Source organism: Alteromonas infernus (assembly GCF_902705815.1).
Genome location: NZ_CACSIG010000028.1, coordinates 1 through 22,785 on the forward strand (window position 1 = coordinate 1; position 22,785 = coordinate 22,785).

Consider the following 22,785-nt stretch of genomic DNA (forward strand, 5'->3'; position numbering starts at 1 on the left):
GTACGGTTCTGTGAGAGGGATGAGGCGCAAGCCTCACCCTACTCGATATGCGAAACATAAGCGTCAACCCTACAACGCTCGTTTGCGCTAATCGTGATCCTTATACCAGTGGGCATAGATTATTGCGTACTCAGCGAGATTTAAAATGTTCGTAATCGCGGCGTGTAACCGCAGGTACAGTGGTATTACATTTCGATTAGAACCGATAGGGCGATAGCTTCCTATAAATCAGACAACTAGAACACTACTTAAATTAACGACAGGAAATTCAAATGACTAAGATCCTTGCATTTGCAGGTAGTACCCGTAAAGGTTCATTCAACCAAGCTATTATGAAAGTTGCCGCAGAGGGCGCACGTGAGGCTGGAGCAGAGGTTACCGTTATAGACCTAGCTGACTTTCAAATGCCGTTGTTTAATGAAGATGAGGAAGCCGAGTTTGGTATGCCTGAAAAAGCACAGGCGTTCAAAGAATTGCTAATGAGCCATGATGGTTTTCTTATTGCTTCACCAGAATACAACTCAAGCTATCCAGCACTGCTAAAGAATGCCATCGACTGGGCATCGCGCATGGGGGAAGGCGAAAAACCATTACAAGCATATCGCGGTAAGGTGGCTGGAATTATGGCTGCGTCTGCTGGTGGGCTAGGCGGCATGCGCGTGCTGGTGGTACTGAGAATGCTACTTGAAAACCTAGGTACTATGGTGCTGCCAAATCAAAAAGCTATCGCAAAGGTAAATACGCTCGTGGAAGACGGCGTAATTACCGATGAAAAAACGATAAAGCAACTTAAGAATTTGGGTAAAGAGACCGCTGAGTTGGCAGTTAAACTGGCGTGAGACATATGATTAGGGTAGCTAGAGTAAGCCGTCGGAGCTCTAGCTAGCTAGCTAATCTATCACGCAGATTTCGAATCCATCCTAAACAAATATGCTTTTAAAATTGTTCCGGTTGAGGTGGCAATAATCAACACGAGGAACAGGTAGCGCCATCAAGCCCCTTCATTGCCTACCTTAGAAAATAAGTTTTAGTCAAAAAAAACAGCGTAAAACCCAACCCATGGCCAGTCGTCAATAATACTTTCATGTCATAGTCTAGCTAAGTGCATTGGCACATCACTTTAATTGAAAAAGGAGCTTTATTATGGAAGAACTCAATGTTAACGAACTCAATGAAGTCGCCGGAGCAGGAGTAGTTGGCGATATTATGTATAGTATCGGTTACGGTGCTGGCTATGCAGGTGGCTATTTTTATAGCCATGTAATGGTGTCGAACCGTTGGTTAGACGATGTCGCTGAATTCGTACTACCTTAAGGAATTATTTTATGGAAGAATTAAATCAAGAAGAACTGAATCAATGTAGCGGCGGTTATTGGCAACACGTATTGACCTACATGACGTTTGTAGATCTTGCCTATGATTTCGGTCGAGGACTTGGCAATGGCTTCTACGATGGTGCGAACGAGCCCGAAATTCCTTAATATTAAATGAGCAGGCTTAGGCCTGCTTCTTTAGTTTTATTTAAGCATAGACAAGGCAAATAACCATGGACAAGAAAAATTACAGCCACGTAGCATTTTGGTTTCTTGCGGCAATAAATATTATTTCTCTCTTTGAGAGTATCATTTCAAAAGAAGGGTTCTCGCTCTTAACAGAGCCTGAGTTTCAAAACCTACTTTTACTCGCAATTCTTCAAAAGCTTGCGAAGCTCTCAAGTGTAAGAGCACCGGATGCAGGCGACATCAATTAACGTGTTATATTTCGAACCCTCTATATTAACCTGATGCTCGTGCTGAAAAAGCCGCTTAATCGAGAGCGGCTTTCTTGTCATACTTCTCAGGCAGTTTTTATCTATTTTACGCCACCCTGTGTTTCCAAGTAGCTAGCCAAGCTGCCAAGCTAGTGGCTCGTTCCCTAGAAAACTTGTATCTTTTTTGCGTTAATTTTAAATAGTCGTTGTAATAATTGTCAGTTACATAGTCACCTACCTAAAGTACAATTGTTATTCTCGTGTTTTGAATTAATATTCGTGCACTTTGAAAAATTGTTCGATAAAACAGACTTTTTAGGTTTTCATTTACTGATGCTAGCGCAGACCCGAATCATCGCTTTTTTCTTTTTGGCAGCGCAATTATCTCTTGTGACGCTGACTGTGTTCCTTTTATTTCTTCCCTCTTCAATTGCAAAACCAGTCGTTACAACGCCTTCCTTCAGCGTACTTTCTACTGAAAATGGCTTAAGCCAAAATACCGTGAACGATATGCTTATTGATGAAGAAGGACTGTTGTGGATAGCAACAGACGCGGGACTGAATCGATTCGACGGTAATCAAAATAAGCAATATGTAGGGCACGACAATGAGCTCGCTGATGATGGTATATATACATTATTTATAGATCAGAGAGGTGATTTATGGGTAAGCACCTACAGTAGCGGTATTTATCGCATCAACCGACAAACAGGAAAGTCACAACGGTTAATAAATGTTACCTATAAGGAACAACCTTCCTGGTATCAATATGCTTCCCACTTTATCTCCGCTTCAGATAACATTATCTACATTGCACTTGACCACGTTATTATAAAGTTTGATCTAGTTACAGAGAAAAAAGAAACCGTTTTTGACCTCCTTTCATCTATCGCTGATATTTCAAGTGATGAGGTTATTCGTTATATATATCTATCTGATGATGTTCTCTTCATAGCCACTTCTGTGGGACTTTATGCTAAGAATTTGCAGACGGGCGATATCAAGAAAATTGACCATATTAGTTCAGAAAAGGCCAGCGTAAACAATATTAATACTAAGCTGATCGTCGTTGATGAAAATAAGAAATTTTGGCTCGGTACTGTTGAGGGGCTTTATCAGTTTGAGCTTTCCGACTTGATGGCCTTTGTGACAGACGATGAAAATATGCCACTACCTAGGCAAACTGTTGAATCTTTAAACATATGGGATCTTAAGCCTATTGAAGGTTCACTCTATTACATGTCGACTGACCAAGGCCTGCATACTATCAACCTGTCTACAAATGCGTTAACACATTTATTTAGGCCGTCAGACTCACGTTTACAAATAACGGATGACGATTTGTACAAAGTGGCAATAACATCTAACAAGCAGGTGTGGCTTTCCACTGGAACGTCAGGCGCATTGCTATGGTCACCTCAGTCTATGCTGTTTAAAAATGTTATGGGCGATGGAAAAAGCAGCGACAAGTTAAGTGATAATACTGTCTATAGTTTTAGTGAAGCCGAAGACGAAAACTTATGGGTAGGTACTAATAATGGTTTAAACCTATATCATAGAGATACAGGGAAAGTAGAGCAGTTTTTAGTGACCGAAGATGATAAAGCCGTTAGTTCCTCGGGGTCTATTTTTGCGATTAGGCCCGCCGAAAAAGATCGGATTTGGCTGATCACGTACGATGGCATTGTCAAATTTGATACAGTCAATAAGCGCCCTGTTCGTTATCCACTTGGTAGCCAGCAAGATAAGTTGTTAAATTCAAGCAAGGCCTACGACTTAATCCGAATTTCGGAAAACAATTACATCGTTGCTGCTGATAATAAGTTTTGGAATTTTAATGATAGTAACGGGGAGCTATCCCTTTCTGAAACACTCTCGTCTAACCTAGATTATGACCAGCTATACACATTTCTACCAGACCATGGTACGCAAGGTAATGCAATACTAATAGCAATGATAGGGGAGCTGTGGCGTTTTGATGCGCTAACTGGAAACTTAGAGAAATTACACCAAGCAAGAAAGTCTCAATCGGAGTACGCTATCCATCCTACTGATACCATTTTAGATGATAACGGTATTTTGTGGATTACTTATCCAGGTCACGGGCTATATGGCATTGATGCAAAGACTAATGAGCAAAAATACTTTTTTGATACGAGTAACTTACTGCCTACCAACCTTGTTGTAAGTTTAGAGAAAGATCAGAATGGTGATATCTGGATTGGTAGTCACCAAGGAATACTTAAACTCGATCCTGAAGCCATCAAATTATCGCAATATGGTCCTACAGAAGGCTTGGCTACTAGCGAGTTCTCCTGGGGGGCAAAACTAGGTATGAGTGATGGGAAAATAGTTTTTGGCTCGCAAAAAGGTTTCTCTATTTTTTCTCCTGATAGATTCTCTGATAAAAATACAGTTGACACTCCTACGTATATTACTGATGCAAGCTTATTGAGTAAGCCATTGAAGTTAGGTATTGGTACCTTCAACGACAGATATTTGTTATTAGATTATGACGATGTTGGCCTGACTATTCACTATTCTGATATGCGGTTTAAGAAGACGTCGTCTCCTTACTATCAATATGAATTAAAGGGAGACGTTTCCGTCCTATATCGCCCAACCAAATCCACTGAAGTGACATTCCCACAGTTAGAGCCTGGTGAATACGAATTTAGTGTTGGTCGAATTGACCCCGTAAATAACACTTATGGCCCTCGCGCAAACGTGAAAATAAAGGTGGCATATCCAAGTTATGCATCGCCTTTAGCTTATTTAATTTATACCTTTGTTATCCTTGCGGTTGCTTTAACTATTTATACTCGCCGTAAAAAAAGCAGTGAAGCGCTCCGCGCTGCGCACTTAGAAGCTCTCAAGCATAAAAACAGATTGTCCATGGCGCTTACTGCGAGTAATACCAAAGTTTGGGCGTGGTATGAGGACTCAGACAAAATTACTCAAGGGCGTATTGTAGATGATCTTGGGTATGCAGATACCGGAGCAAGGCTTTCGTTTAGAGAGCATATTTCTCTGGTTCATAAACATGATATTACTGCTTTCCTAGAGCAATGGGAGAAAGCGGTTAACGGACAATCTAAAGGTATCGATATCAGCTATCGCATGAAAGCGAAAGGCGGTCATTACCAATGGTTCAGAGACGTAGGCTCCTTAGTTGAAAATAACAAAGCGGACAACTGTAAAAGATTAGTCGGCACTTATTCGAATATAACGGAGTCGGTGAATGCCGAATTCAAGGCGCGACTATTTGGAGAAGCATTTCAATATACACGAGACTGGGTTGTCATCTTTGATAACAATTTGCAACCGATCGTTGTTAATCAATCCTTCAAAGACGCGCTTGGCATTAACAAAGACTCAAATCTAATAGAAGAGCTCGACCTTTTACATCGTGGACAGCAACAGCAGCTCGATGAAGCATATGCGGAAATGCGTAAGCTCGGCCCTAACGAACATTGGAGTGGCGAAGCTTATATAAACAGTTTCACAAACCAGCGCTACGCAGTAAGTATAAGAGTAACCGCAGTTTCGAGTGAGCGTAATGACCAAGAAATTGATCGCTACCTAGTAATACTATCAGATATAACAGAGCAGAAAGATGCACAAAATGCGCTTGTCCAGCTAGCAAACTATGACTCTTTGACAGGTTTGCCTAATCGGACTCTTCTGCTTGACCGTCTGCAGCATGCTTTTTATCAAGCAGCATCGCAGCAGAGTAAAATAGGATTATTCTTTATTGATTTAGACCGCTTTAAGCAAGTTAACGATAGCCTTGGGCATGAGGCTGGTGACGAACTTCTCGTGACGGTTGCTAAACGTCTTGAACAGTTAATAAGAAAATCAGACACGGTAGCAAGGCTTGGGGGGGATGAATTTTTGGTTCTTCTAGAAAGTGTTGGTAGTGTGCAGGATCTTGGTCATATTGCTAATGATATTATACAAGCCTTGGGGCAACCTATTACGCTTTCTAATCAAGAGGTTAGCGTGTCGGCGAGTATTGGTATTTCGCTATATCCAGATGATGCGCAACTTCCAACAGAATTGCTAAAGAATGCCGATATTGCCATGTACCATGCTAAGGAGTCCGGTAGTAATAATTTTCAGTTCTTTACCGAGTACATGAATGAGCAGGCGCGTTCAAAACTTCAATTAGAAAATAAACTGAAACAAGCTTGTTTCAACAAATCTTTTTCAAATTACTATCAACCCATTGTGTGCTGTGCCACAGGTGCTGTAGAGGGGGTCGAGGTGTTGATGAGGTGGAAAGAAGGTGAAGAAATGATTTCACCGGATATTTTCATTCCAGTTGCGGAAAACATTGGCTTGATAGCCGAAATGACGATGCAACTTATCGAGCGTGCGTTACCGGTTCATGAAAAGCTATATGCTGAAAACAGCGGAGCCTACTTATCAATCAATCTAAGTGCAAAACACCTCATAAATGAGTATTCATTAAGGGATATAGTTGCGCTATTGCAATCAAATGGTCTTTCACCAGAAAACATTTGTTTTGAAATCACAGAGAGCGCCTTGATGGAAGATTATGACAGTGCCATGCATGTCATAGGAGCGCTGAAAGCCAAAGGGTTTATCATAGCACTGGACGACTTTGGTACTGGTTACTCGTCGTTAAAATATTTGAAAGATTTTCCTATTGACGTACTAAAAATTGATAGGAGCTTTGTTCAGGGTATTGGTCTTAATAGTGACAATGAAGCAATCATTCTAGCGACATTACGTATGGCAGAAAGTCTCAATATTGAATGCGTGGCGGAAGGAATTGAGACCTTGGAGCAGGTTGAATTCTTTCAGCGAAACGGCTGCAGATATTTGCAGGGCTTCTATTTCTCTAAACCTGTTGCAGCGGAAAAGCTATCAGGCTTAATAAATTCAATGAAAACGACTGGCAAGTTACTAAATTAGTAGTAGCTTGCCAGCGTGGCGTTAAGTGTATAGTCAGGTGTTTTATTTCAATCCGCGCTGAGTTTCCAAGTAGCTAGCAAAACTGCCAAGCCAGTGACTTCCCATGTAGTGCATATCATCAAACACAGCGGAAAGTCCTGCTTCACGGTGCGCTTTTAGCGTTTTCTTCAGTACCGTTAAGCGTGCGTCATCGTCTGGTAAAGCGCTTATAATGCCTTCAATCATCCACGCACGGCTGATATTCAGCCCGTCTAGGTGAGCGAGCTTACCATCCGTTTTGTCCGTCACAGTCGCAGGCGCTAGCCAATTTGATGTGCTAGCTGTGAGGCTAGGAAAGAATGCTGAAAGCCATTGGCTGTATTCATGCTTAGCCATTACTCGGCGCATTAGGTCGGCTTCGGCCAAACACGGTGATAGAAAATCCTGTCCTGAGGGCTCGTAGGCTAGGGGGCATTGCTTATCAGCTTGGTGATATTCTTTTACTCTAGATGTAAGCAGTGCTTCAAACTCTTTATTACCTGATATTTTCGCCCAGTCTAACATTAAGCCAAAAGCAAAGGCGGTTTGACTGTGTTCACCGGTTCGGATTGGATAAGCCAGTTTGGGTAGCCAGGCACTTACTCTCGCCACAATTTCTTCTTCAAGCGGTAGTAGCGTGTCCAACCAGATCTTTGCTTCTGGAGTTGATGATTGACGTAGTTCCGCGGTTAATTGTAGAAACCAAGCAAGGCCATAGGGGCGCTCAAATGACGCATTATTCTCGCGCTTAAGGCTAGCTAGTTCACCTTGAATGTTCTCTGTCGTAAAGCTGGTGTTAAGCTTCTTAATGATTAAATCTTTATCAACAGTGTCTTGCGCTGTGTTTAGCATCCTCACTAGAAGCCAATGGCCGTGGACTGACGAATGCCAGTCTAAACAACCATAAAAAGCCGGGTACAGTTTATTAGGCGCTTTAACGTCGTCGGCACTATTCATCATGTGTTTTACTACATTCGGAAACTCTTGGTGAATGCAGTGAAGTGCAAGATTGGCAAAAACGCTTTCGTAGTTGTTGTTAGAAGTGCCTGTTAAGGAACTTGCAACTGTATTAGTACTGCTGGTGCTAACGCCTTCAGCGTTCGGTGCATTAGTAGCAAAGGCGTTGTGGGTAGCCAATAGTGCAGTTAACGCCACACTGCGGCGAACAAAGTTCTTTATTTTCATCTTTATTTTCATTATGGCTTCGTGAGCTTTATCTATTACAAATCTATCGCCAATGTATAGTGAACCGTGATTTGAATAAAGTGCTGCACGACATATAGCGTGCCGGCACTTTAAGTAGCAGTTCGCAGCGTAAAACAGGCTGTCTTAATTTAAACTGCAGCTTTGAATACTTTCCAGTTTGTCAGTAAACGCACTTGTGCAACCAATATTGTTTAGTACCCACTGTGCATTGTAATAAGTGTCGCCATACCTTTCCCCGCTGTCGCACATAAGCGTAACTATTGAACCCGCTTCACCCTGTTGATTCATTCGTTTGGCAATACTTAACGCGCCCCATAAGTTGGTTCCGGTAGAGGGGCCGGCTTTTATTCCCATGGTATTGTTTAACCAATGCATAGTAGCAATACTGGCCGCGTCGGGAACCGCAACCATGTCGTCTATAACATCGTGCTGAAAAGAGGCTTCCACTTTAGGGCGTCCAATCCCCTCTATGCGGCTTCCGCGGGTAGCGGTAAGTGTATGATCCTTATTTTTGAAGCTATCAAAAAACACACTGAATTCTGGGTCTACTACAACGAGTTTTGAAGAGAGGCCTTTGTAGCGAATGTAGCGGCCTATGGTTGCTGACGTTCCGCCTGTGCCTGCACTCATAACCACGGTGTGTGGTACAGGGTGGGGCTCGGCTTTCATCTGCTCAAAAATACTTTCAGCAATATTGTTATTGCCGCGCCAGTCTGTAGCGCGCTCAGCGTAAAGGAACTGATCCATAAAGTAGCCGTTAATTTCTTTCGCTACCTTGGTGGCTTCGCAGTGCATTTGTGTAGGGCAGTCGACGAAATGACACTGACCACCGTAGCGTTCAATAAGCGCTATTTTACTCTGGGCGGTAGACTTAGGCATGACGGCAACAAACGGCACACCAATCATTTTTGCAAAGTAAGCTTCAGACACGGCGGTGCTGCCTGATGAAGCCTCTACCACAGTCGTTCCCTCTACAATTTTTCCATTACACAAGGCGTACAGAAAAAGCGACCGGGCTAAACGGTGTTTTAAGCTGCCCGTAGGGTGGGTGCTTTCATCTTTAAGATAGATGTCGATGCCTTGAAATGCTATTTGCTCAAGTTTTATCAAATGGGTGTCTGCAGAGCGCTGATAATCTGCATTGATGGTATTAATCGCTTTTGAAACCCAGCTTTTCATAACACATCTCTCTTTCTATTAAATTCTTGCTCATCAATTGAAAATGCGCGCTACAGTTAACGTCTAATGGGAGCTGTACTCTCTAAACGTCAGAAAAAGAATATCAGTACAATACGAGCAATTGATTCTATTAATCCACTGTATGGTGTTTTTTGTGCAATTTCATTGCATTAATAGTTTTAATGGTAAAATAATTTTTTAAAATGATGCTAGCGCGAGAGTTTGAGAGATTAAAGCTAACTCAAGGTTGTGAAGACAAAGGCAAAAAAATAGCCGAAAGGAAGGTAACTTTAGGTAACGTTTATTGCACCTAACGCTAAACAGACCCTAGCTATTCTTCAGTACAAAAAAGTTCAGAATCCTCATCTATATTGGTATCGTTAGCAAACGACTTTATTAAAAGGTAGCAACATGAAAATTAGGGCGCTTTTCTTTGCAACAGCTCTTTTACCCGCGTTATGCGTATCCACGTTGGCTTATTCGAAAGAAGGGCAAATGCTAAAAGTTGCTACATTTAACGTAAGCATGGAGGCGACTAACTACAAAGCCTTAGGCACGAAGCCGAGCAACAAAGTACTTCAGCATGTTCTGTCTACAGGTGAGCACCCTCAAGTTAAAAATATTGCTGAAATTATTCAGCGTATTAACCCTGATATTTTATTGCTCAATGAATTTGATTACATTGCAGATAAACGCAAAGGAGTAGAGGCTTTTATAGAAAACTACCTGAACGTTTCTCAGCAAGGGCTTGAACCGATTGACTACCCTTACACGTACGTAGCGCCAGTAAACACGGGCGAGCCCACCACCTTCGACTTAGACAATAATGGCAAAGCAGAAGGTTTTGGTGGCGATGCCTATGGTTTTGGGCTTTATCCCGGTCAATATGGCATGGCGCTTTTGTCAAAATACCCTATTGATGTTGATGGTATTCGCACCTTTCAGACGTTTAAATGGCATCACATGCCTCATCCACAGGTTCCTATTATTCCCGATGAGAGCGGAAGTACTGATAAGGGCAAGCCATGGTACGACGTAGAAGAGTGGGCCGCGCTAAGGTTGAGTTCTAAGTCTCACTGGGATGTGCCGGTGAAAGTAGCGGGTAAAACCGTACACATACTTGCTATGCATCCAACACCACCTAATTTCGATGGAAGCGAGGATCGCAACGGCAAGCGCAACTTTGACGAAATTAGGCTTATGGCAGATTACCTTTCTCCGGATAAAGGAGCCTACATCTACGATGATAATGGCGAGAAAGTCAGCCTGTCAGAGAACGCGCGTTTTGTACTCGTTGGTGATTTTAATGCGGCGGATATTGGAGATAAACATCGCGAGGGTGTTATTGAACAGTTGACCGAGCACCCGTTAGTTAATAATGACATCATTCCAACAAGCGCAGGCGGTGCAGGCGCGTCAGGTGCAGAGTTTAGTAACCGCTTTACTGCCTATTGGGGAGCCAGAGCTGACTATGTTTTGCCATCTCGATTTGGCTTCGATGTGAACGATGCTGGCGTTTTCTGGCCTGCAAAAACCAGTGACCTATATCGATTAGTTAAAGACCGCGAAGCCAGCTCAGATCACAGGTTAGTTTGGATTAGCTTGTCGTTGACCGACGATAACTAAAAACCACAATTTTTGTGTTAGTTAATAGATAGAGGTATTATTACACCGTCTATCTAATAACGTACCGAGAAGCCATTGAAGTTTGTGTCTCTCACTTTTGTGATGTGTTTGCTGTGGGTGATACCCATAGATGGCTTTTCGGTAGAGTCTTCTCAGCTCATGCCGCTCAACCGGTATTTCCCTCAATCGTGGGGAACGAAAGACGGGCTTCCTCACAATAGTATTCACGCATTAGCACAAACGTCCAATGGGTATCTATGGGCGGGTACTTGGGAAGGTGTTGCTCGGTTTAATGGTCAGCAGTTCACTGTATTTACCCGCGGCGCGCAAACAGGATTACCAGACTCCGGCATTCGAAGCTTGTATTACAACAAGCCGCGCGACGAGCTACTTGTGGCAGGAAACCGAGGCGGTGTAACGTCGCTTATCGCAGAGCAGTGGCATGCTCAAGCGCCCCTGTCTTCAATGGTTAATCATGCATTTAGAGACAGTAATAACGTGTTGTGGTTTGCGCTGGAAGACACGGGGATTGCAATGAGAACGCCTGACGGCACGCAAAAAGAATACATTGTAAATTCGAGTGCTTACCGCATAATCGAAGACGGATTTGGCGTAATCTGGTTTGCAACAAATCAAGGCTTGTTCAAATATATAAACGATAAATTTCAGCTAGCTGTACCCGACCACAACATACTCTCTGGTCCATCATTTACTCTCGCTCTTGATAGCAAAAAACGTGTTTTAGTTGGCACAGAACACGGTGTTTGGCAGCAAAAAAACGGTACCTTTGCGCTACTTCACAGCTCACTTGCCGACAAATCAATTAGTAGTATTTTGCTTGATCATCAAAATAGCATTTGGGTAGGCACCATCAATCATGGCCTTTATCGTCTAAGTGACTTAGGTCTAGAAAAACTGGATGCGACAGCAGGTCTTCCCAATAACCGCGTTTTTTCACTGCTTGAAGATTTGGAAAAAAATATCTGGATTGGCACTAATGGTGGTTTGTTTAGGCTGCGTCGTGCGCTATTTACCACATTCTCGCAAAGCCAAGGAATGAGTGGAGACTTTTTGCGAACTGTTTTGCAAACGTCTGATGGCAAACTTTTATCAGGTGGAAGTGCTGGATTAGATATATTTTCCAATGATGCGTTTTCCAGCGCATCGCTCACTACGGGGGAAGCTTTTTCTGTACTCAGTTTGGCAGCAGTAACTGAAGAGGTAACGTTAGTTGGCACCTATACAAAAGGTGTGCTGCGATATGAAAATGACCAACTTACTCCTTACCTCAATAGACATTTAGGGTTACCGAGTAATGAAGTAAGAGCCATTCTTTTAGCGAGTGATGACAGTGTTTGGTATGCCACGGCGCAAGGTGTAGTTCAACAAACGCCAGATGGAAAGCTAAGCCATTTCAATGAACAAAATGGGCTACCTGCCCATTTTTCGATGGGCTTGGCAGAAGATCGTGAAGGACGAATCTGGATTGCTACAGGGATAGGGCTCGCCTATATCCAACAGGGTATTGTGCACGTAGTTTCGTTTCCTGAACATTCAGATGCGCAGCACGCGTTCAGTTTTAGCGTTGTTGAAAAGGGAACTTGGATTACAACCGATCGAGGTCTTGCGTATTTTGACAATGCTACTAAGGCACTTAGTGTAATCGAAAAGTCGCAGGGGCTTCCCGTAGATAAACTGTTTTCGATCGGTATAGATCACAACAGCGGTGTATGGCTAAGTTCAAACCAAGGGGTCATTCTCACTTCACTATCAAGTCTTAAGGAGTGTCTGATACATCCAAGTGCATTATTGGAATTTGAGCATTTTAAGGAAGAAAATGGCCTGGCGAGTATTCAAATCAATGGTGGGTCACAGCCATCTCAGTTTGTCGATGTAGACGGAAATGTTTGGCTTCCTACTGCGAAAGGGCTTGCCACAGTAACGCCTGCAAACCTTGCCATGTTAAGTGAATTCCCTATTCCGGTAAGTATAGAGGCGGTACTACTGGACGGTGCTGACCAGCAATTTGATACGGATAAAAGGGAAGTAGACGTAACGCCGTTAACCACGCGAGTTGCGTTTCAGTATGCAGGGTTGGGTTTCGCTATGCCTTCGCGTATAGAGTATCAGGCTATGTTAGTAGGATATGACCAAGATTGGGTTAACCGTCATCAATTTAGAATGACTGAATACACTAATTTAGCACCTGGTCGTTATCAGTTTAAAGTACGTGCTCGTTATATTGGTGGTCCCTGGCAAGAGATTACGTCACCATTTTCTATTCGCGTGCTACCCAGTATTTATCAGACATTTGCTTTTAAATTCTCGGTTTTTCTTTTCTTCTGTTTTGTTATCTATGCACTTTATAAAGTACGTTTTCATCACTTGAAAAAATCAGAAATGATTTTAAAACAAAGGGTCGATGAACAAACCAGATCATTAGAATTACAAACCAAGCGGTTCGAGTTCCAAGCAACTCACGATGATCTAACCGGCATTGCAAATAGACGAGCATTCGACAGCTGGCTTGTACAATATTTTGAAGAGGCTAAAGCGAAACAAACTCCTCTATGTCTTGCCGTTATTGATATCGACCATTTCAAACAGGTAAATGATCAGTACTCTCACTTAGTTGGAGATAAAGTCATTACTGAGGTGGCCCGTATATTAAATCGCGAAGTTCCGCAATATGCTAAATGTGCAAGGTGGGGCGGCGAAGAGTTTACTGTGTTGTTACCCGAATATGACATGGTAAATGCAAGGATAGCTATGGATCATGTTCGAAAAATCGTGGCAGCACATGATTTCAGTTTTATAGCGCAAACGCTGAAAGTCACAATCAGTATTGGTGTAGCAAGTGCAGATGGGGCGAGAGATCACGACAGAATGTTAACCCATGCCGACCAAGCACTTTACACTGCAAAAGAAAATGGCCGCAACCAAGTGACTATTTTCGAATAAACGATAAGTGAGGTAGTGGTTAATTACTACAACATCTTTAACCTGACTTTGCCGTAAAGCCTTACTGTAGCGATTGGCCCAACTGCGCTTCTTCGCGTTCTCGTGAATCTGCCTCGAACAGCGTAAAGTAAGCCACCACAGCAAGATTAGCGACAAACCAAAGGTCTTTAATAACGAACTGACCTAGGCGGTTGACGATAGTCGTGCTGTTAAAGGTATCCGGCACAGTAAACAAAAACGTTTGTGTCATCAGAAAAACCGATAAACAAGCCAGTCCGCTCGCAATGATCACCGGCTTGTTTTTAGTAAAGATGCCCGCACCCAATAGCAGTGCAAAGAGGACATCAAACCCACCAATTACATTCGATGCCCCTTGAACGCTAAACACAGCGTATAGCCACGACATAAACGGTGATGTTTCAACTAGCCCCACAATTGCATTAGCTTCAAACTCGAAAAACTTCATGCCTCCTATCCATAATAAGACCATGGCTACAGGAGCAAAGTTGAAGTATGTCAGTTGCTTGTGCGAAAATTTTTCGCGATAAAACAAGAATAGGAAAAGCGGTAATACTGCGAAGTACTTGATGATGCCTTGACCGCTGCCAATAATCGGGAAGCCCCCTAAATCGGCCATCCATCTGGTTGGTGATAATAACGTCAGCAATGGAACGGCAGTGACAAAAGCGGCACATAGTGTTACTGCTTTTGCTGAAACAAGGTTAAAACGTGCTGCAATGGTTATTAACGGTAGCAACAGCAACGCGATACCAGAGAAAGCACCAAGGGCACTCTCGCTCAACACAGTGTCTAACGAGTAGAAACTAAATGTAGCGATAAGTGCATTGGGGTTTGCACCCAATAAAAATGTTAGGCCAAGAACTGCGAAGCTAAAAGTGAGCAATGCGGTGACCATGTTTTCGGTTTGGTTTAGTGTCATAAAGCGTCCGTAAATACTGCTAGTTTTGCGAAGTGTATGTAGAGACCCGTCGAGGCAGCACTAAAATTTCATAGGTTTGATAATTTATTAGGCATAGCGCAATAAGCAAATAAGGATTTATCGACAAAATAAGAACTTATCTAATAGCGGTTGTCATAAGTAGCAGCGGTCTTAAATAAATTAGGTCTTAAGTAATGTGGGGCTTAAATAGTTTGGCTTTTAAATAGTAGTGGTTTAAAAAGTAAAATAAATTGAGAGAAAAAATGAAACAAGCAAGCAGTAGAGCACAGAAGCGTTTTAGGATCTGGTTAATAGCAGGCGTGTGTGCAGCCTTGTCTGCTTGTGGCGCTCAGCCCCCAGAACCTATTGATGAGCCAATCGCGAGTGTTGAAGACGTCGAAAGAGTAGAGCAAGTCGTTGATACCTCATTGCCTTTGGTGCAGCAGGCCTATTCCATTGAGTCTGAAAAAGTGTGCGATAAACACGGTGGTAACTGGAAGAAAGTAGGCCGACAGCAGGCGCATGCTTGTGTGCTCCCAGCAAACGATGCCGGTAATGTGTGTAATGACAGCAGCGACTGCGAAGTGGCTTGTGTTACAGGAAACAATCAGGTAGAAGCAGGGCAAAAGGCCAGTGGCGTGTGTTTAGAAACTACCGACCTTTTTGGCTGCAGAGCCTATGTTTCAAAGGGCGTTGTGGAGCATACCCTTTGTGTTGATTAAGCGAGCGTTAAATGAAGCGCGCGCCATCGGCAATGCGCTAATTGTGCAACACTCGCGTATCCATATTTTAAATAACTTACATTGGCAATTTTCTCATTTACAGGGATAGGTTTAATGCTTTCCAACATCATTCGTTTTGCGAAAAACATCGTCGCGTCGTTACTGGCAATCTTTGTGTGCGTTGGCGTGCTCGACTTCATGTGGCTTGGCGTTATTGCGGATGGCTGGTATCAAAGTGAAATGGAACCGCTGCTTAGAAGCCAGTTCATCACGTGGCCTTGGGTAGTGTTTTACTTAATGTATGGATGCGTGGTGTTTGTACTTGCTGTGGTAGCTAACAGAGACAAATCGCTGCTTTACGCGGGTATTGATGGCGCGCTTCTAGGGTTGGCCAGTTATGGCGCCTACAATTTAACGGCGTACAGCATAATTGAAGGTTTTACTTTGTTTATCATGTTGATTGATTGGGCGTGGGGCACGTGCCTAACCAGCGCGAGCGCTATGGCCGGCTGGTTAGGGTTTCAACTGGTTAAGGGAAAGAGTAGCGAATAATGCGCTTTAACACGCTGGCGTATTGTTTCCAAAAACCGCCGGTGTTGTAGTGCATGCCGTGCTGTTTGAATACGGCTTGTACCTTGGGGGCCATTTCTCTGTAGCGCCTAGCAGGAATATCTGGGAACAAATGGTGCTCAATCTGAAAGCTTAAATGGCCAGTCAGTACGTGAAACAGGTTACCGCCCTTGATGTTCGATGAGCCCAGGGCCTGACGATAGTACCACTGACCGCGAGTCTCATTTTTGCAATCCTCTTCTTTGAAGGTTTCTACATCGCCAGTGAAATGACCACAGAAGATGATGGTCGACGTCCACAAATTGCGCAGTAAGTTGGCAACAAGGTTGCCTGCAAGTACCCATAAAAATAGGGGGCCAGCTATCAAAGGAAATAGCACATAGTCTTTTACTAATTGACGCGCCCCTTTGCTGAAAAAGCGCTTCTTAAGCTCACTATGGGTAACCTGGTTCTTGCGGTTGTCTTTCTTCTTACCAAAAAATACGCGCTCAGCGGCCATCTCGTGATACGACACGCCCCACTGAAACAATACGCTAAGTACGATATAAGTCGCGAACTGCCATAGGTTTTTTACACGCCATCTGAAATCGTTAGATAGGCGAAGCAAGCCGTAGCCAAAGTCTCTGTCTTTACCAATAATATTGGTATAGGTGTGATGCTCGTAATTATGGACTCGATTCCAGCTCGAACCGTCACAAGCAATATCCCACTCGTAGCGTCTAGAGTTTATATGTTTATCATTCATCCAGTCATATTGACCGTGCATCACGTTGTGGCCTATTTCCATATTATCGAGAATTTTAGCCGTAGCTAAACTCAATACGCCGGCAACCCAAAGCAGCGGTTGAATGAACCCCAACATGAGTAGTATGCGTCCACTCCACTCGCAAATTCGCTGTATAAGAATGATGCGTCTAATATAGGAGGCATCTTCTGTCCCCACTTTTCGTTTTATGTCGGCCTTAATTTCATCAAACTGAGCAGCGAGTAACTCGTAGTTAGGCTTTTTTCCATTGCTCTTTGGCTGAGCTACTTGAATCTCCTGAGTTTCGTGCACCGGTAACTGTGCTTGCTCAGTGACTTCTTCACGATGCTGTGTGTCTATCGTAACGCTAGTGGTCATAGTTGGATCTCCAAATCGGTAACAGCTTGTGACACACATAATTGGATAAGTTGCTCTGCACTATCTGAAAGTTCGCCAGTACGGGTATCTCTTACCACGCCCCTTTTCTTAACACATTGGCACTGGTGACAAATTCCCATTCCACAGCCATAGGTCACAGGTTGTTCTGCTTGTTGAAGCTGTGAAAGTAGGGTTTGCTGATTGTCGATAGTCAAAGACTGGCCATTGTGAACCAACGAGAAAGTTTCGCTTTCGGTAAGGCTGGTGTGGCTCACCACAGGCAGCGCAGCGAAATGCTCGCTTGAAACAGGCGCGCTAATCGTCTTTGCATAAGTTTCTACTTGCTCGAACATGGCATGTGGGCCACACACTAACCAGTGGGCATCGGCAAAGTAAGGCAAATGGGCTTCAACGTCCCCATCTTTTTGCTTAGTTAAAACATCATAGGTGAAGCTTTCACAGCGCTTGCTGAAAGTTGAAAGCTCCTCAAGCAGTACGTGTTCATTGGGCTTGGCAAAATAAAGCAAATGTACTGCTTTTTGATTTACCTCTGCATTGTTAATAGCATCGTCAAGCATGGCAATGAAAGGGGTAATGCCCGAGCCGCCCGCAATCATAAGTAGAGACCTTTCTGTCTTAGGCCATACAAACTCTCCTTTGGGGGCTGAGATATTTACCCATTGATTAGGCACACAAGCATGAAGGTAAGGCGTTAGCGCGCCCTCGGCTTTTACCTTAGTCACCAAGCGGATCTGCTTGTCTCTTTGGTAGGTATTAGCACCACTTGCTATGGTAAATACGCGGGTGGTGAGCCTGCCATTAATCTCTATGGTCAACGCGATATGTTGCCCCGCGGTATGAGTGGGCCACGAACTATCTGGCTTAAGTACCACCTCGAGCATATCCGTGCTTAAGCTGCTTACTGTTATAACTCTGGCTCTGAAATACCCATCGCGCCATGCGGGTTTAATTTGCTGAATCAGTACTTCCCAATAGCCCTTCCAAGAGCCGTGGTGGAATATGCGATCAGTAAATTTATCTAGTAATAGTCTCAATGTAGAAATCACACCTATTTAACGTCGGAATATTTTCAATACAAAAAAGGATGAAATATTTAAGCGTACAGTTGTACGCTAATTCAGCGCACAAGTGTAAGCTTAAAATTTTCTGCGTCAAGAGGTGATAGTGAATTTTTGGTGTAACGTCGTCGAAATGGGCTAATACTTTTGCGAAAAATGCAAAAGTGATTTGTGGGCGGTGAGAAAGGCTATACGGATTATACGTTTGCTAAATAGCCGTAAACGTAACAAGGTGAACACTCTGCGCATAAAGGGGCTCGCCTCCTTTATGCGCTCTGTAACCTACCTATACGCGCTGCAGTTTGTAATTGAAAAAACGTAAGTGTATTTAGTTAAATTACGTTCGGCAGATTGCAATGCGATTGAAATATCACAACGCGCTTAGAAGTTGCGGTTTCGAAATAGCCAAGCGGCGATACCACTTCCCGCTATTAGCATTGAAGTGACCAGCCATAGTTTTGAAATAGGTGCGCCGTTGGGGCATTGTAACGACATGGTTGCGCCGGCTAAATTTTGACAGTCAACAAGTTGGCCTAATGCCAATACTAAGAGGCCAAGCAGTACTCCGATAACAGCATAAGACAAATTATTTAACGACATACTTTTCCTATTATTTTTCCACTTGTCGTTCATAACGACGGTAAAGTTTGCACTGCACCCTTGAGGAAAGCGAGAATGTGCTAAACCAGTGCACTAAGTTAAGATGCAACGAAGCGTTAAATGCTTTATAAGTTTATTCTTATGGGCTCTGACCGTTTAACCAATGCGTGTTGGGCGCCACTGAACGGTAAAATTGTTCACCTCATCGGAAGTGGTCGAAAAATGCACATAGGCTCACGTAAAACAGTGTCGCAATATTTGCGCCAACCCCTATCAAAATTCCTTCAAATTCGGTACTATCCGCGGTCTTAAATTTTTAACGAAATAAGCGGACTATGTTTGAAATAAACCCCGTTACGAATGCGATAAAAGATATCCGCGAGCGCACCGACGCGCTTAGGGGGTATCTTTGACTTTGATGCAAAGTCAGAGCGTTTAGAAGAAGTTAGCCGAGAATTAGAAAGCCCTGATGTTTGGAACGAGCCAGACAGAGCGCAGGCGCTTGGCAAAGAGAAAGTAGCCCTAGAGCAAATCGTTGAAACGATCCATAAACTCGACCAAGGCACAGAAGACGTTGAAGGTCTTGTGGAGTTGGCTGTTGAAGCCGAAGATGAAGACACATTCGTTGAGGCCCAAAGTGAACTTGAAGGCTTAATTGAGCAACTAGAAGTGCTTGAATTTCGCCGTATGTTTTCTGGCCCGAATGATGAAAACGACTGCTATATTGATATTCAGTCGGGCTCTGGCGGTACAGAGGCGCAAGATTGGGCCAATATGCTGTTACGTATGTATTTGCGTTGGGGCGAAGCCCATGGCTTTAAAACTGAGCTGATTGAAGTATCAGACGGTGATGTGGCCGGTATAAAAAGTGCGACCCTACGTATTCAGGGGGAGTACGCGTTTGGTTGGCTACGCACAGAAACGGGTGTGCACCGTTTGGTTCGTAAGTCACCGTTTGATTCGGGTAACCGCCGTCATACGTCGTTCTCATCGGCGTTTGTATACCCAGAAATCGACGATGATATTGATATTGATATTAACCCGTCTGATTTGCGTATTGATACTTACCGTGCATCTGGCGCGGGTGGTCAGCACGTAAACAGAACGGACTCTGCGGTACGTATTACCCACGAGCCAACGGGCATTGTAGTGCAGTGTCAGAACGATCGCTCGCAGCACAAAAATAAAGATCAGGCGATGAAGCAGTTGAAAGCCAAACTTTATGAGTTTGAACTGCAAAAACAAAACGCCGAAAAACAAGCGATGGAAGACAGCAAGTCAGATATCGGCTGGGGAAGTCAGATACGTTCGTATGTATTGGATGACTCTCGCATTAAAGACTTGCGCACCGGCGTGGAAACGCGTAACACTCAAGCCGTGCTAGATGGCGACTTGGACAAATTTATTGAAGCTAGCCTAAAATCTGGGCTGTAAACCGAACAACGAAGTGAAAGGTTATGACTGACCAACAAACAGACGATAACAAATTGATTGCAGAGCGCCGTGCCAAATTGAGCGCTATTCGCGAGCAGTGCCGTGCCAACGGTTTCCCAAACAGCTTCCGTCGTGAAAACTATGCGGATGAGCTGCAAGCTAAGTTCGGTGAATTCGACAAAGAAACCTTGCAAGAGCAGGGCAACAAGGTAAGCATTGCTGGCCGTATTATGGCAAAGCGTGGTCCTTTCATGTTGCTTCAAGACATGACAGGCCGTATTCAAGCTTACGCAGACAAAGACACGCAAAAAGCACTTAAAGCAAAATACGGTGCGCTAGATATTGGTGACATCATTGGCGTAGCGGGCGACCTGCACAAGTCAGGTAAAGGCGACCTTTACGTAAACATGGAGCAATACGAGCTGCTAACCAAAGCACTTCGCCCGTTGCCAGAAAAATTTCACGGTTTGAGCGACCAGGAAACTAAATATCGCCAGCGTTATGTTGACTTGATCACAAGTGAGCAAACGCGCAAAACGTTCATGATCCGTAGCAAAATCGTAAACGGTATTCGCAATTACCTGACCGAACGTGACTACCTAGAAGTAGAAACGCCGATGCTACAGGTTATTCCAGGTGGCGCGACGGCGAAGCCGTTTGTCACCCACCACAATGCGCTAGATATCGACATGTACCTGCGTATTGCGCCAGAGTTATACCTTAAGCGCTTAGTAGTTGGTGGTTTTGAGCGTGTGTTCGAAATTAACCGTAACTTCCGTAACGAAGGCTTATCAACGCGCCACAACCCAGAATTCACTATGCTTGAATTCTACCAAGCGTATGCGGACTACAACGACTTGATGAACCTTACTGAAGATATGCTGCGCACCTTGGCGGAAGACATTCTTGGTACAAGCATTATCAAGAACACAACGAAAGACGCTGAAGGTAACGTAACGTCTGAAGTAGAGTATGACTTTGGTAAGCCGTTCGACCGTTTGAGCATGGGCGAGGCGATTCTTAAATACTGGCCTGAAGCTGATGAAGCCGCTATTCGCGACCCAGAAGCGAACCTAGATTCGCTTAAAGCGATGGCAAAGCAGCTTCATATCAAAGAGCCTGAAGTTGACGGTATTTGGGGCGCGGGTAAATACCTGTGCGAAATCTTCGAAGCAACAGCTGAAGAGAAGCTTGAACAACCTACGTTTATCACTGAATACCCTTGGGAAGTATCGCCGCTAGCACGTCGTAATGACAACAACCCGTTCATTACCGACCGTTTCGAGTTCTTCGTAGGCGGACGTGAATTAGCCAACGGCTTTAGCGAGCTTAACGACCCAGAAGACCAAGCTGAACGTTTTGCAAAGCAAGTTGAAGAAAAAGACGCGGGCGATGATGAAGCCATGCACTTTGACGATGACTATATTCGTGCACTTGAGTACGGCTTACCGCCAACAGCGGGTGAGGGTATTGGTATCGACCGCCTAGCTATGCTATTTACCGATAGCTCAACTATCAAAGACGTTATCTTGTTCCCACATATGAAGCCTCAAGCGCCGAAAGACGCGCAAGAAGCTGGTGAGCAAGCGTAATAGAAAAAAGGAGCCGCGTGGCCTGCTTGTATATAAGTAGGTCAGCTCTTCGCTTAAAGGCTAGTGTTCTAAGCTCAAATGCTTTTAAGCGCTAGCTCTTTTACAAGCTAAGCGCTTTAACACGCTCTACCAAAAGGGTGTTCTCGGGAACGGGGATACCCTTTTTCTTTGCCATTTCCACTATGTAACCGTTAATGGCGTCTATTTCTGTTTGCCTGCCATAAAGCACGTCTTGATGCATACTTGAATAGTTTTCGCCAGTTGCTTTAGCAACGGCTAATACTTTCTCATGTACATCATCTTCATTGAAATCATACCCATAGGCGTTCGCCACTGAAGTAAACTCATGGCAAATTGCGTGGCGAGTCTCGGCAAACGCCGCCTCGGCAATGCGTTTGTTTTGCATATTATTTAGCGCCGTTAGTGGGTTGATGACGGCGTTAATCGATAATTTTGTCCAAAGTGAGGTAAGGATATTTGCTTGATAATGCACAGGCGGCAGTGCACGTTCTAATAGGGCTATTGCGTTGGCCTGTAGTGGGTAAGTCTGGGTCAACGCAGACAATGTGGCTGGTAATCTGTGTGTTGCTTTGGCTAGCCCAATTTGGGTAGCGCCAAGCCCCGTATGCCTGACCTGTATTTTTCCAGACGACGTCGTTTCTTTTAACGCACCGTGGCTGGTGGTGGCAAGTAGAATGGGGTAGTCATCAGGCAATAATGAGCGTGCAGTTTCAAGCCCGCCCATGCCATTGTGAAGCAATACAATAGTTGGAGTGTTTTCAAGATAGGGAAGCCACTGCGTAATGGCTTGTTGCAGTTGATATACCTTAAGAGGAAATACCAATACGTCGCTGTTATCTAGCACCGTTGGTGTGTTTAAAGGCGGCTGAAGCATAGTACTACCGCCATCTTGCCATAAAGCCTCAGTTGGCATCGCGACTATATTTCGCGGATAGCAGGCATTACCAATACCGTTTTTTTGTGCCCCTGCGGCAACTAAGCTTCCAATAGCGCCACCGCCAACAATATGAAGCTTTTTCACGG

Annotated in this window: 18 protein-coding genes; 11 read left to right on the forward strand and 7 right to left on the reverse strand. The window is 44.0% G+C overall.

Going from position 1 to position 22,785, the window contains the following annotated elements; genetic code table 11:
* Positions 1 to 272 precede the first annotated feature (272 nt).
* From ACX5J7_RS07190 to ACX5J7_RS07210, 5 genes are all read left to right on the forward strand, one after another.
* Positions 273 to 839 (forward strand): NADPH-dependent FMN reductase, encoded by a 567-nt coding sequence (locus ACX5J7_RS07190; RefSeq protein WP_278385376.1) that lies wholly within the window; start codon positions 273 to 275, stop codon positions 837 to 839.
* A gap of 304 nt (positions 840 to 1,143) precedes the next feature.
* Positions 1,144 to 1,314 carry a hypothetical protein gene (locus ACX5J7_RS07195; RefSeq protein WP_168134702.1) on the forward strand — a complete coding sequence of 57 codons (171 nt, stop codon included), beginning with the start codon at positions 1,144 to 1,146 and terminating at the stop codon, positions 1,312 to 1,314.
* An 11-nt stretch (positions 1,315 to 1,325) separates the two neighbouring features.
* A complete protein-coding gene (locus ACX5J7_RS07200) occupies positions 1,326 to 1,481 on the forward strand; it encodes a hypothetical protein (protein ID WP_278385371.1) in 156 nt (51 codons plus the stop codon).
* A gap of 65 nt (positions 1,482 to 1,546) precedes the next feature.
* The gene (locus ACX5J7_RS07205) at positions 1,547 to 1,750 is read left to right on the forward strand and encodes a hypothetical protein (RefSeq protein ID WP_071958797.1); all 204 of its coding nucleotides are present in this window, start codon (positions 1,547 to 1,549) and stop codon (positions 1,748 to 1,750) included.
* Between the two features lie 279 nt (positions 1,751 to 2,029).
* Entirely contained in the window at positions 2,030 to 6,691 is a 4,662-nt protein-coding gene (locus tag ACX5J7_RS07210) for an EAL domain-containing protein (RefSeq protein WP_498706632.1), read from the forward strand.
* A gap of 42 nt (positions 6,692 to 6,733) precedes the next feature.
* Here ACX5J7_RS07210 and ACX5J7_RS07215 read toward each other — a convergent pair whose 3' ends face one another.
* Positions 6,734 to 7,894, reverse strand: coding sequence for a DUF2891 domain-containing protein (locus tag ACX5J7_RS07215; protein ID WP_498706633.1), 1,161 nt, complete (start codon positions 7,892 to 7,894; stop codon positions 6,734 to 6,736).
* A 144-nt stretch (positions 7,895 to 8,038) separates the two neighbouring features.
* The gene (locus tag ACX5J7_RS07220) at positions 8,039 to 9,094 is read right to left on the reverse strand and encodes a PLP-dependent cysteine synthase family protein (protein WP_278385363.1); all 1,056 of its coding nucleotides are present in this window, start codon (positions 9,092 to 9,094) and stop codon (positions 8,039 to 8,041) included.
* Positions 9,095 to 9,505: 411 nt separating this feature from the next.
* Between ACX5J7_RS07220 and ACX5J7_RS07225 the strand changes: the two genes are divergently transcribed.
* Positions 9,506 to 10,720 (forward strand): endonuclease/exonuclease/phosphatase family protein, encoded by a 1,215-nt coding sequence (locus ACX5J7_RS07225; RefSeq protein WP_498706634.1) that lies wholly within the window; start codon positions 9,506 to 9,508, stop codon positions 10,718 to 10,720.
* 102 nt (positions 10,721 to 10,822) lie between these two features.
* Positions 10,823 to 13,681: a ligand-binding sensor domain-containing diguanylate cyclase gene (locus ACX5J7_RS07230; RefSeq protein ID WP_498706651.1), complete on the forward strand. Its 2,859-nt coding sequence runs from the start codon at positions 10,823 to 10,825 to the stop codon at positions 13,679 to 13,681.
* 61 nt (positions 13,682 to 13,742) lie between these two features.
* Here ACX5J7_RS07230 and ACX5J7_RS07235 read toward each other — a convergent pair whose 3' ends face one another.
* Complete coding sequence (locus tag ACX5J7_RS07235; RefSeq protein ID WP_498706636.1) at positions 13,743 to 14,621, reverse strand: DUF417 family protein; 879 nt, start codon at positions 14,619 to 14,621, stop codon at positions 13,743 to 13,745.
* A gap of 263 nt (positions 14,622 to 14,884) precedes the next feature.
* Between ACX5J7_RS07235 and ACX5J7_RS07240 the strand changes: the two genes are divergently transcribed.
* Both ACX5J7_RS07240 and ACX5J7_RS07245 read left to right on the forward strand, forming a co-directional pair.
* The gene (locus ACX5J7_RS07240; RefSeq protein ID WP_498706638.1) at positions 14,885 to 15,343 is read left to right on the forward strand and encodes a hypothetical protein; all 459 of its coding nucleotides are present in this window, start codon (positions 14,885 to 14,887) and stop codon (positions 15,341 to 15,343) included.
* 114 nt (positions 15,344 to 15,457) lie between these two features.
* A complete protein-coding gene (locus tag ACX5J7_RS07245; protein ID WP_485165559.1) occupies positions 15,458 to 15,895 on the forward strand; it encodes a DUF2177 family protein in 438 nt (145 codons plus the stop codon).
* Here ACX5J7_RS07245 and ACX5J7_RS07250 read toward each other — a convergent pair.
* The 3 genes from ACX5J7_RS07250 to ACX5J7_RS07260 all read right to left on the reverse strand — a co-directional run bounded on the left by ACX5J7_RS07250 (position 15,873) and on the right by ACX5J7_RS07260 (position 18,715).
* Entirely contained in the window at positions 15,873 to 17,036 is a 1,164-nt protein-coding gene (locus ACX5J7_RS07250) for a fatty acid desaturase family protein (RefSeq protein WP_498706640.1), read from the reverse strand. The two genes, ACX5J7_RS07245 and ACX5J7_RS07250, sit on opposite strands and share 23 nt — an antisense overlap.
* The gene (locus ACX5J7_RS07255) at positions 17,033 to 18,091 is read right to left on the reverse strand and encodes a flavin reductase family protein (protein ID WP_485165839.1); all 1,059 of its coding nucleotides are present in this window, start codon (positions 18,089 to 18,091) and stop codon (positions 17,033 to 17,035) included. The genes ACX5J7_RS07250 and ACX5J7_RS07255 overlap by 4 nt, the downstream gene beginning before the upstream one ends.
* Before the next feature lie 405 nt (positions 18,092 to 18,496).
* Positions 18,497 to 18,715: a hypothetical protein gene (locus ACX5J7_RS07260; RefSeq protein WP_012517776.1), complete on the reverse strand. Its 219-nt coding sequence runs from the start codon at positions 18,713 to 18,715 to the stop codon at positions 18,497 to 18,499.
* Between the two features lie 335 nt (positions 18,716 to 19,050).
* Here ACX5J7_RS07260 and prfB point away from each other — a divergent pair.
* Together prfB and lysS are read left to right on the forward strand one after the other, a co-directional pair.
* Positions 19,051 to 20,149 (forward strand): peptide chain release factor 2 gene (prfB, locus tag ACX5J7_RS07265; protein WP_141153572.1). Its coding sequence is split into 2 segments (ribosomal slippage): positions 19,051 to 19,125 and positions 19,127 to 20,149, totalling 1,098 coding nucleotides; the frame shifts between segments, so codons are not numbered across the junction.
* 23 nt (positions 20,150 to 20,172) lie between these two features.
* Positions 20,173 to 21,741: a lysine--tRNA ligase gene (gene lysS / locus ACX5J7_RS07270; protein WP_012517778.1), complete on the forward strand. Its 1,569-nt coding sequence runs from the start codon at positions 20,173 to 20,175 to the stop codon at positions 21,739 to 21,741.
* A 100-nt stretch (positions 21,742 to 21,841) separates the two neighbouring features.
* Here lysS and ACX5J7_RS07275 read toward each other — a convergent pair whose 3' ends face one another.
* A complete protein-coding gene (locus tag ACX5J7_RS07275) occupies positions 21,842 to 22,783 on the reverse strand; it encodes a ketopantoate reductase family protein (protein WP_474115623.1) in 942 nt (313 codons plus the stop codon).
* Positions 22,784 to 22,785: the final 2 nt, after the last annotated feature.

Bases quoted from the DNA above. Each gene is read 5' to 3' on its own strand.
- ACX5J7_RS07190 (WP_278385376.1), top strand. From the start codon at position 273: ATGACTAAGATCCTTGCATTTGCAGGTAGTACCCGTAAAGGTTCATTC.
- ACX5J7_RS07195 (WP_168134702.1), top strand. From the start codon at position 1,144: ATGGAAGAACTCAATGTTAACGAACTCAATGAAGTCGCCGGAGCAGGA.
- ACX5J7_RS07200 (WP_278385371.1), top strand. From the start codon at position 1,326: ATGGAAGAATTAAATCAAGAAGAACTGAATCAATGTAGCGGCGGTTAT.
- ACX5J7_RS07205 (WP_071958797.1), top strand. From the start codon at position 1,547: ATGGACAAGAAAAATTACAGCCACGTAGCATTTTGGTTTCTTGCGGCA.
- ACX5J7_RS07215 (WP_498706633.1), bottom strand. From the start codon at position 7,894: ATGAAAATAAAGAACTTTGTTCGCCGCAGTGTGGCGTTAACTGCACTA.
- ACX5J7_RS07220 (WP_278385363.1), bottom strand. From the start codon at position 9,094: ATGAAAAGCTGGGTTTCAAAAGCGATTAATACCATCAATGCAGATTAT.
- ACX5J7_RS07225 (WP_498706634.1), top strand. From the start codon at position 9,506: ATGAAAATTAGGGCGCTTTTCTTTGCAACAGCTCTTTTACCCGCGTTA.
- ACX5J7_RS07230 (WP_498706651.1), top strand. From the start codon at position 10,823: ATGTGTTTGCTGTGGGTGATACCCATAGATGGCTTTTCGGTAGAGTCT.
- ACX5J7_RS07235 (WP_498706636.1), bottom strand. From the start codon at position 14,621: ATGACACTAAACCAAACCGAAAACATGGTCACCGCATTGCTCACTTTT.
- ACX5J7_RS07240 (WP_498706638.1), top strand. From the start codon at position 14,885: ATGAAACAAGCAAGCAGTAGAGCACAGAAGCGTTTTAGGATCTGGTTA.
- ACX5J7_RS07245 (WP_485165559.1), top strand. From the start codon at position 15,458: ATGCTTTCCAACATCATTCGTTTTGCGAAAAACATCGTCGCGTCGTTA.
- ACX5J7_RS07250 (WP_498706640.1), bottom strand. From the start codon at position 17,036: ATGACCACTAGCGTTACGATAGACACACAGCATCGTGAAGAAGTCACT.
- ACX5J7_RS07260 (WP_012517776.1), bottom strand. From the start codon at position 18,715: ATGTCGTTAAATAATTTGTCTTATGCTGTTATCGGAGTACTGCTTGGC.
- lysS (WP_012517778.1), top strand. From the start codon at position 20,173: ATGACTGACCAACAAACAGACGATAACAAATTGATTGCAGAGCGCCGT.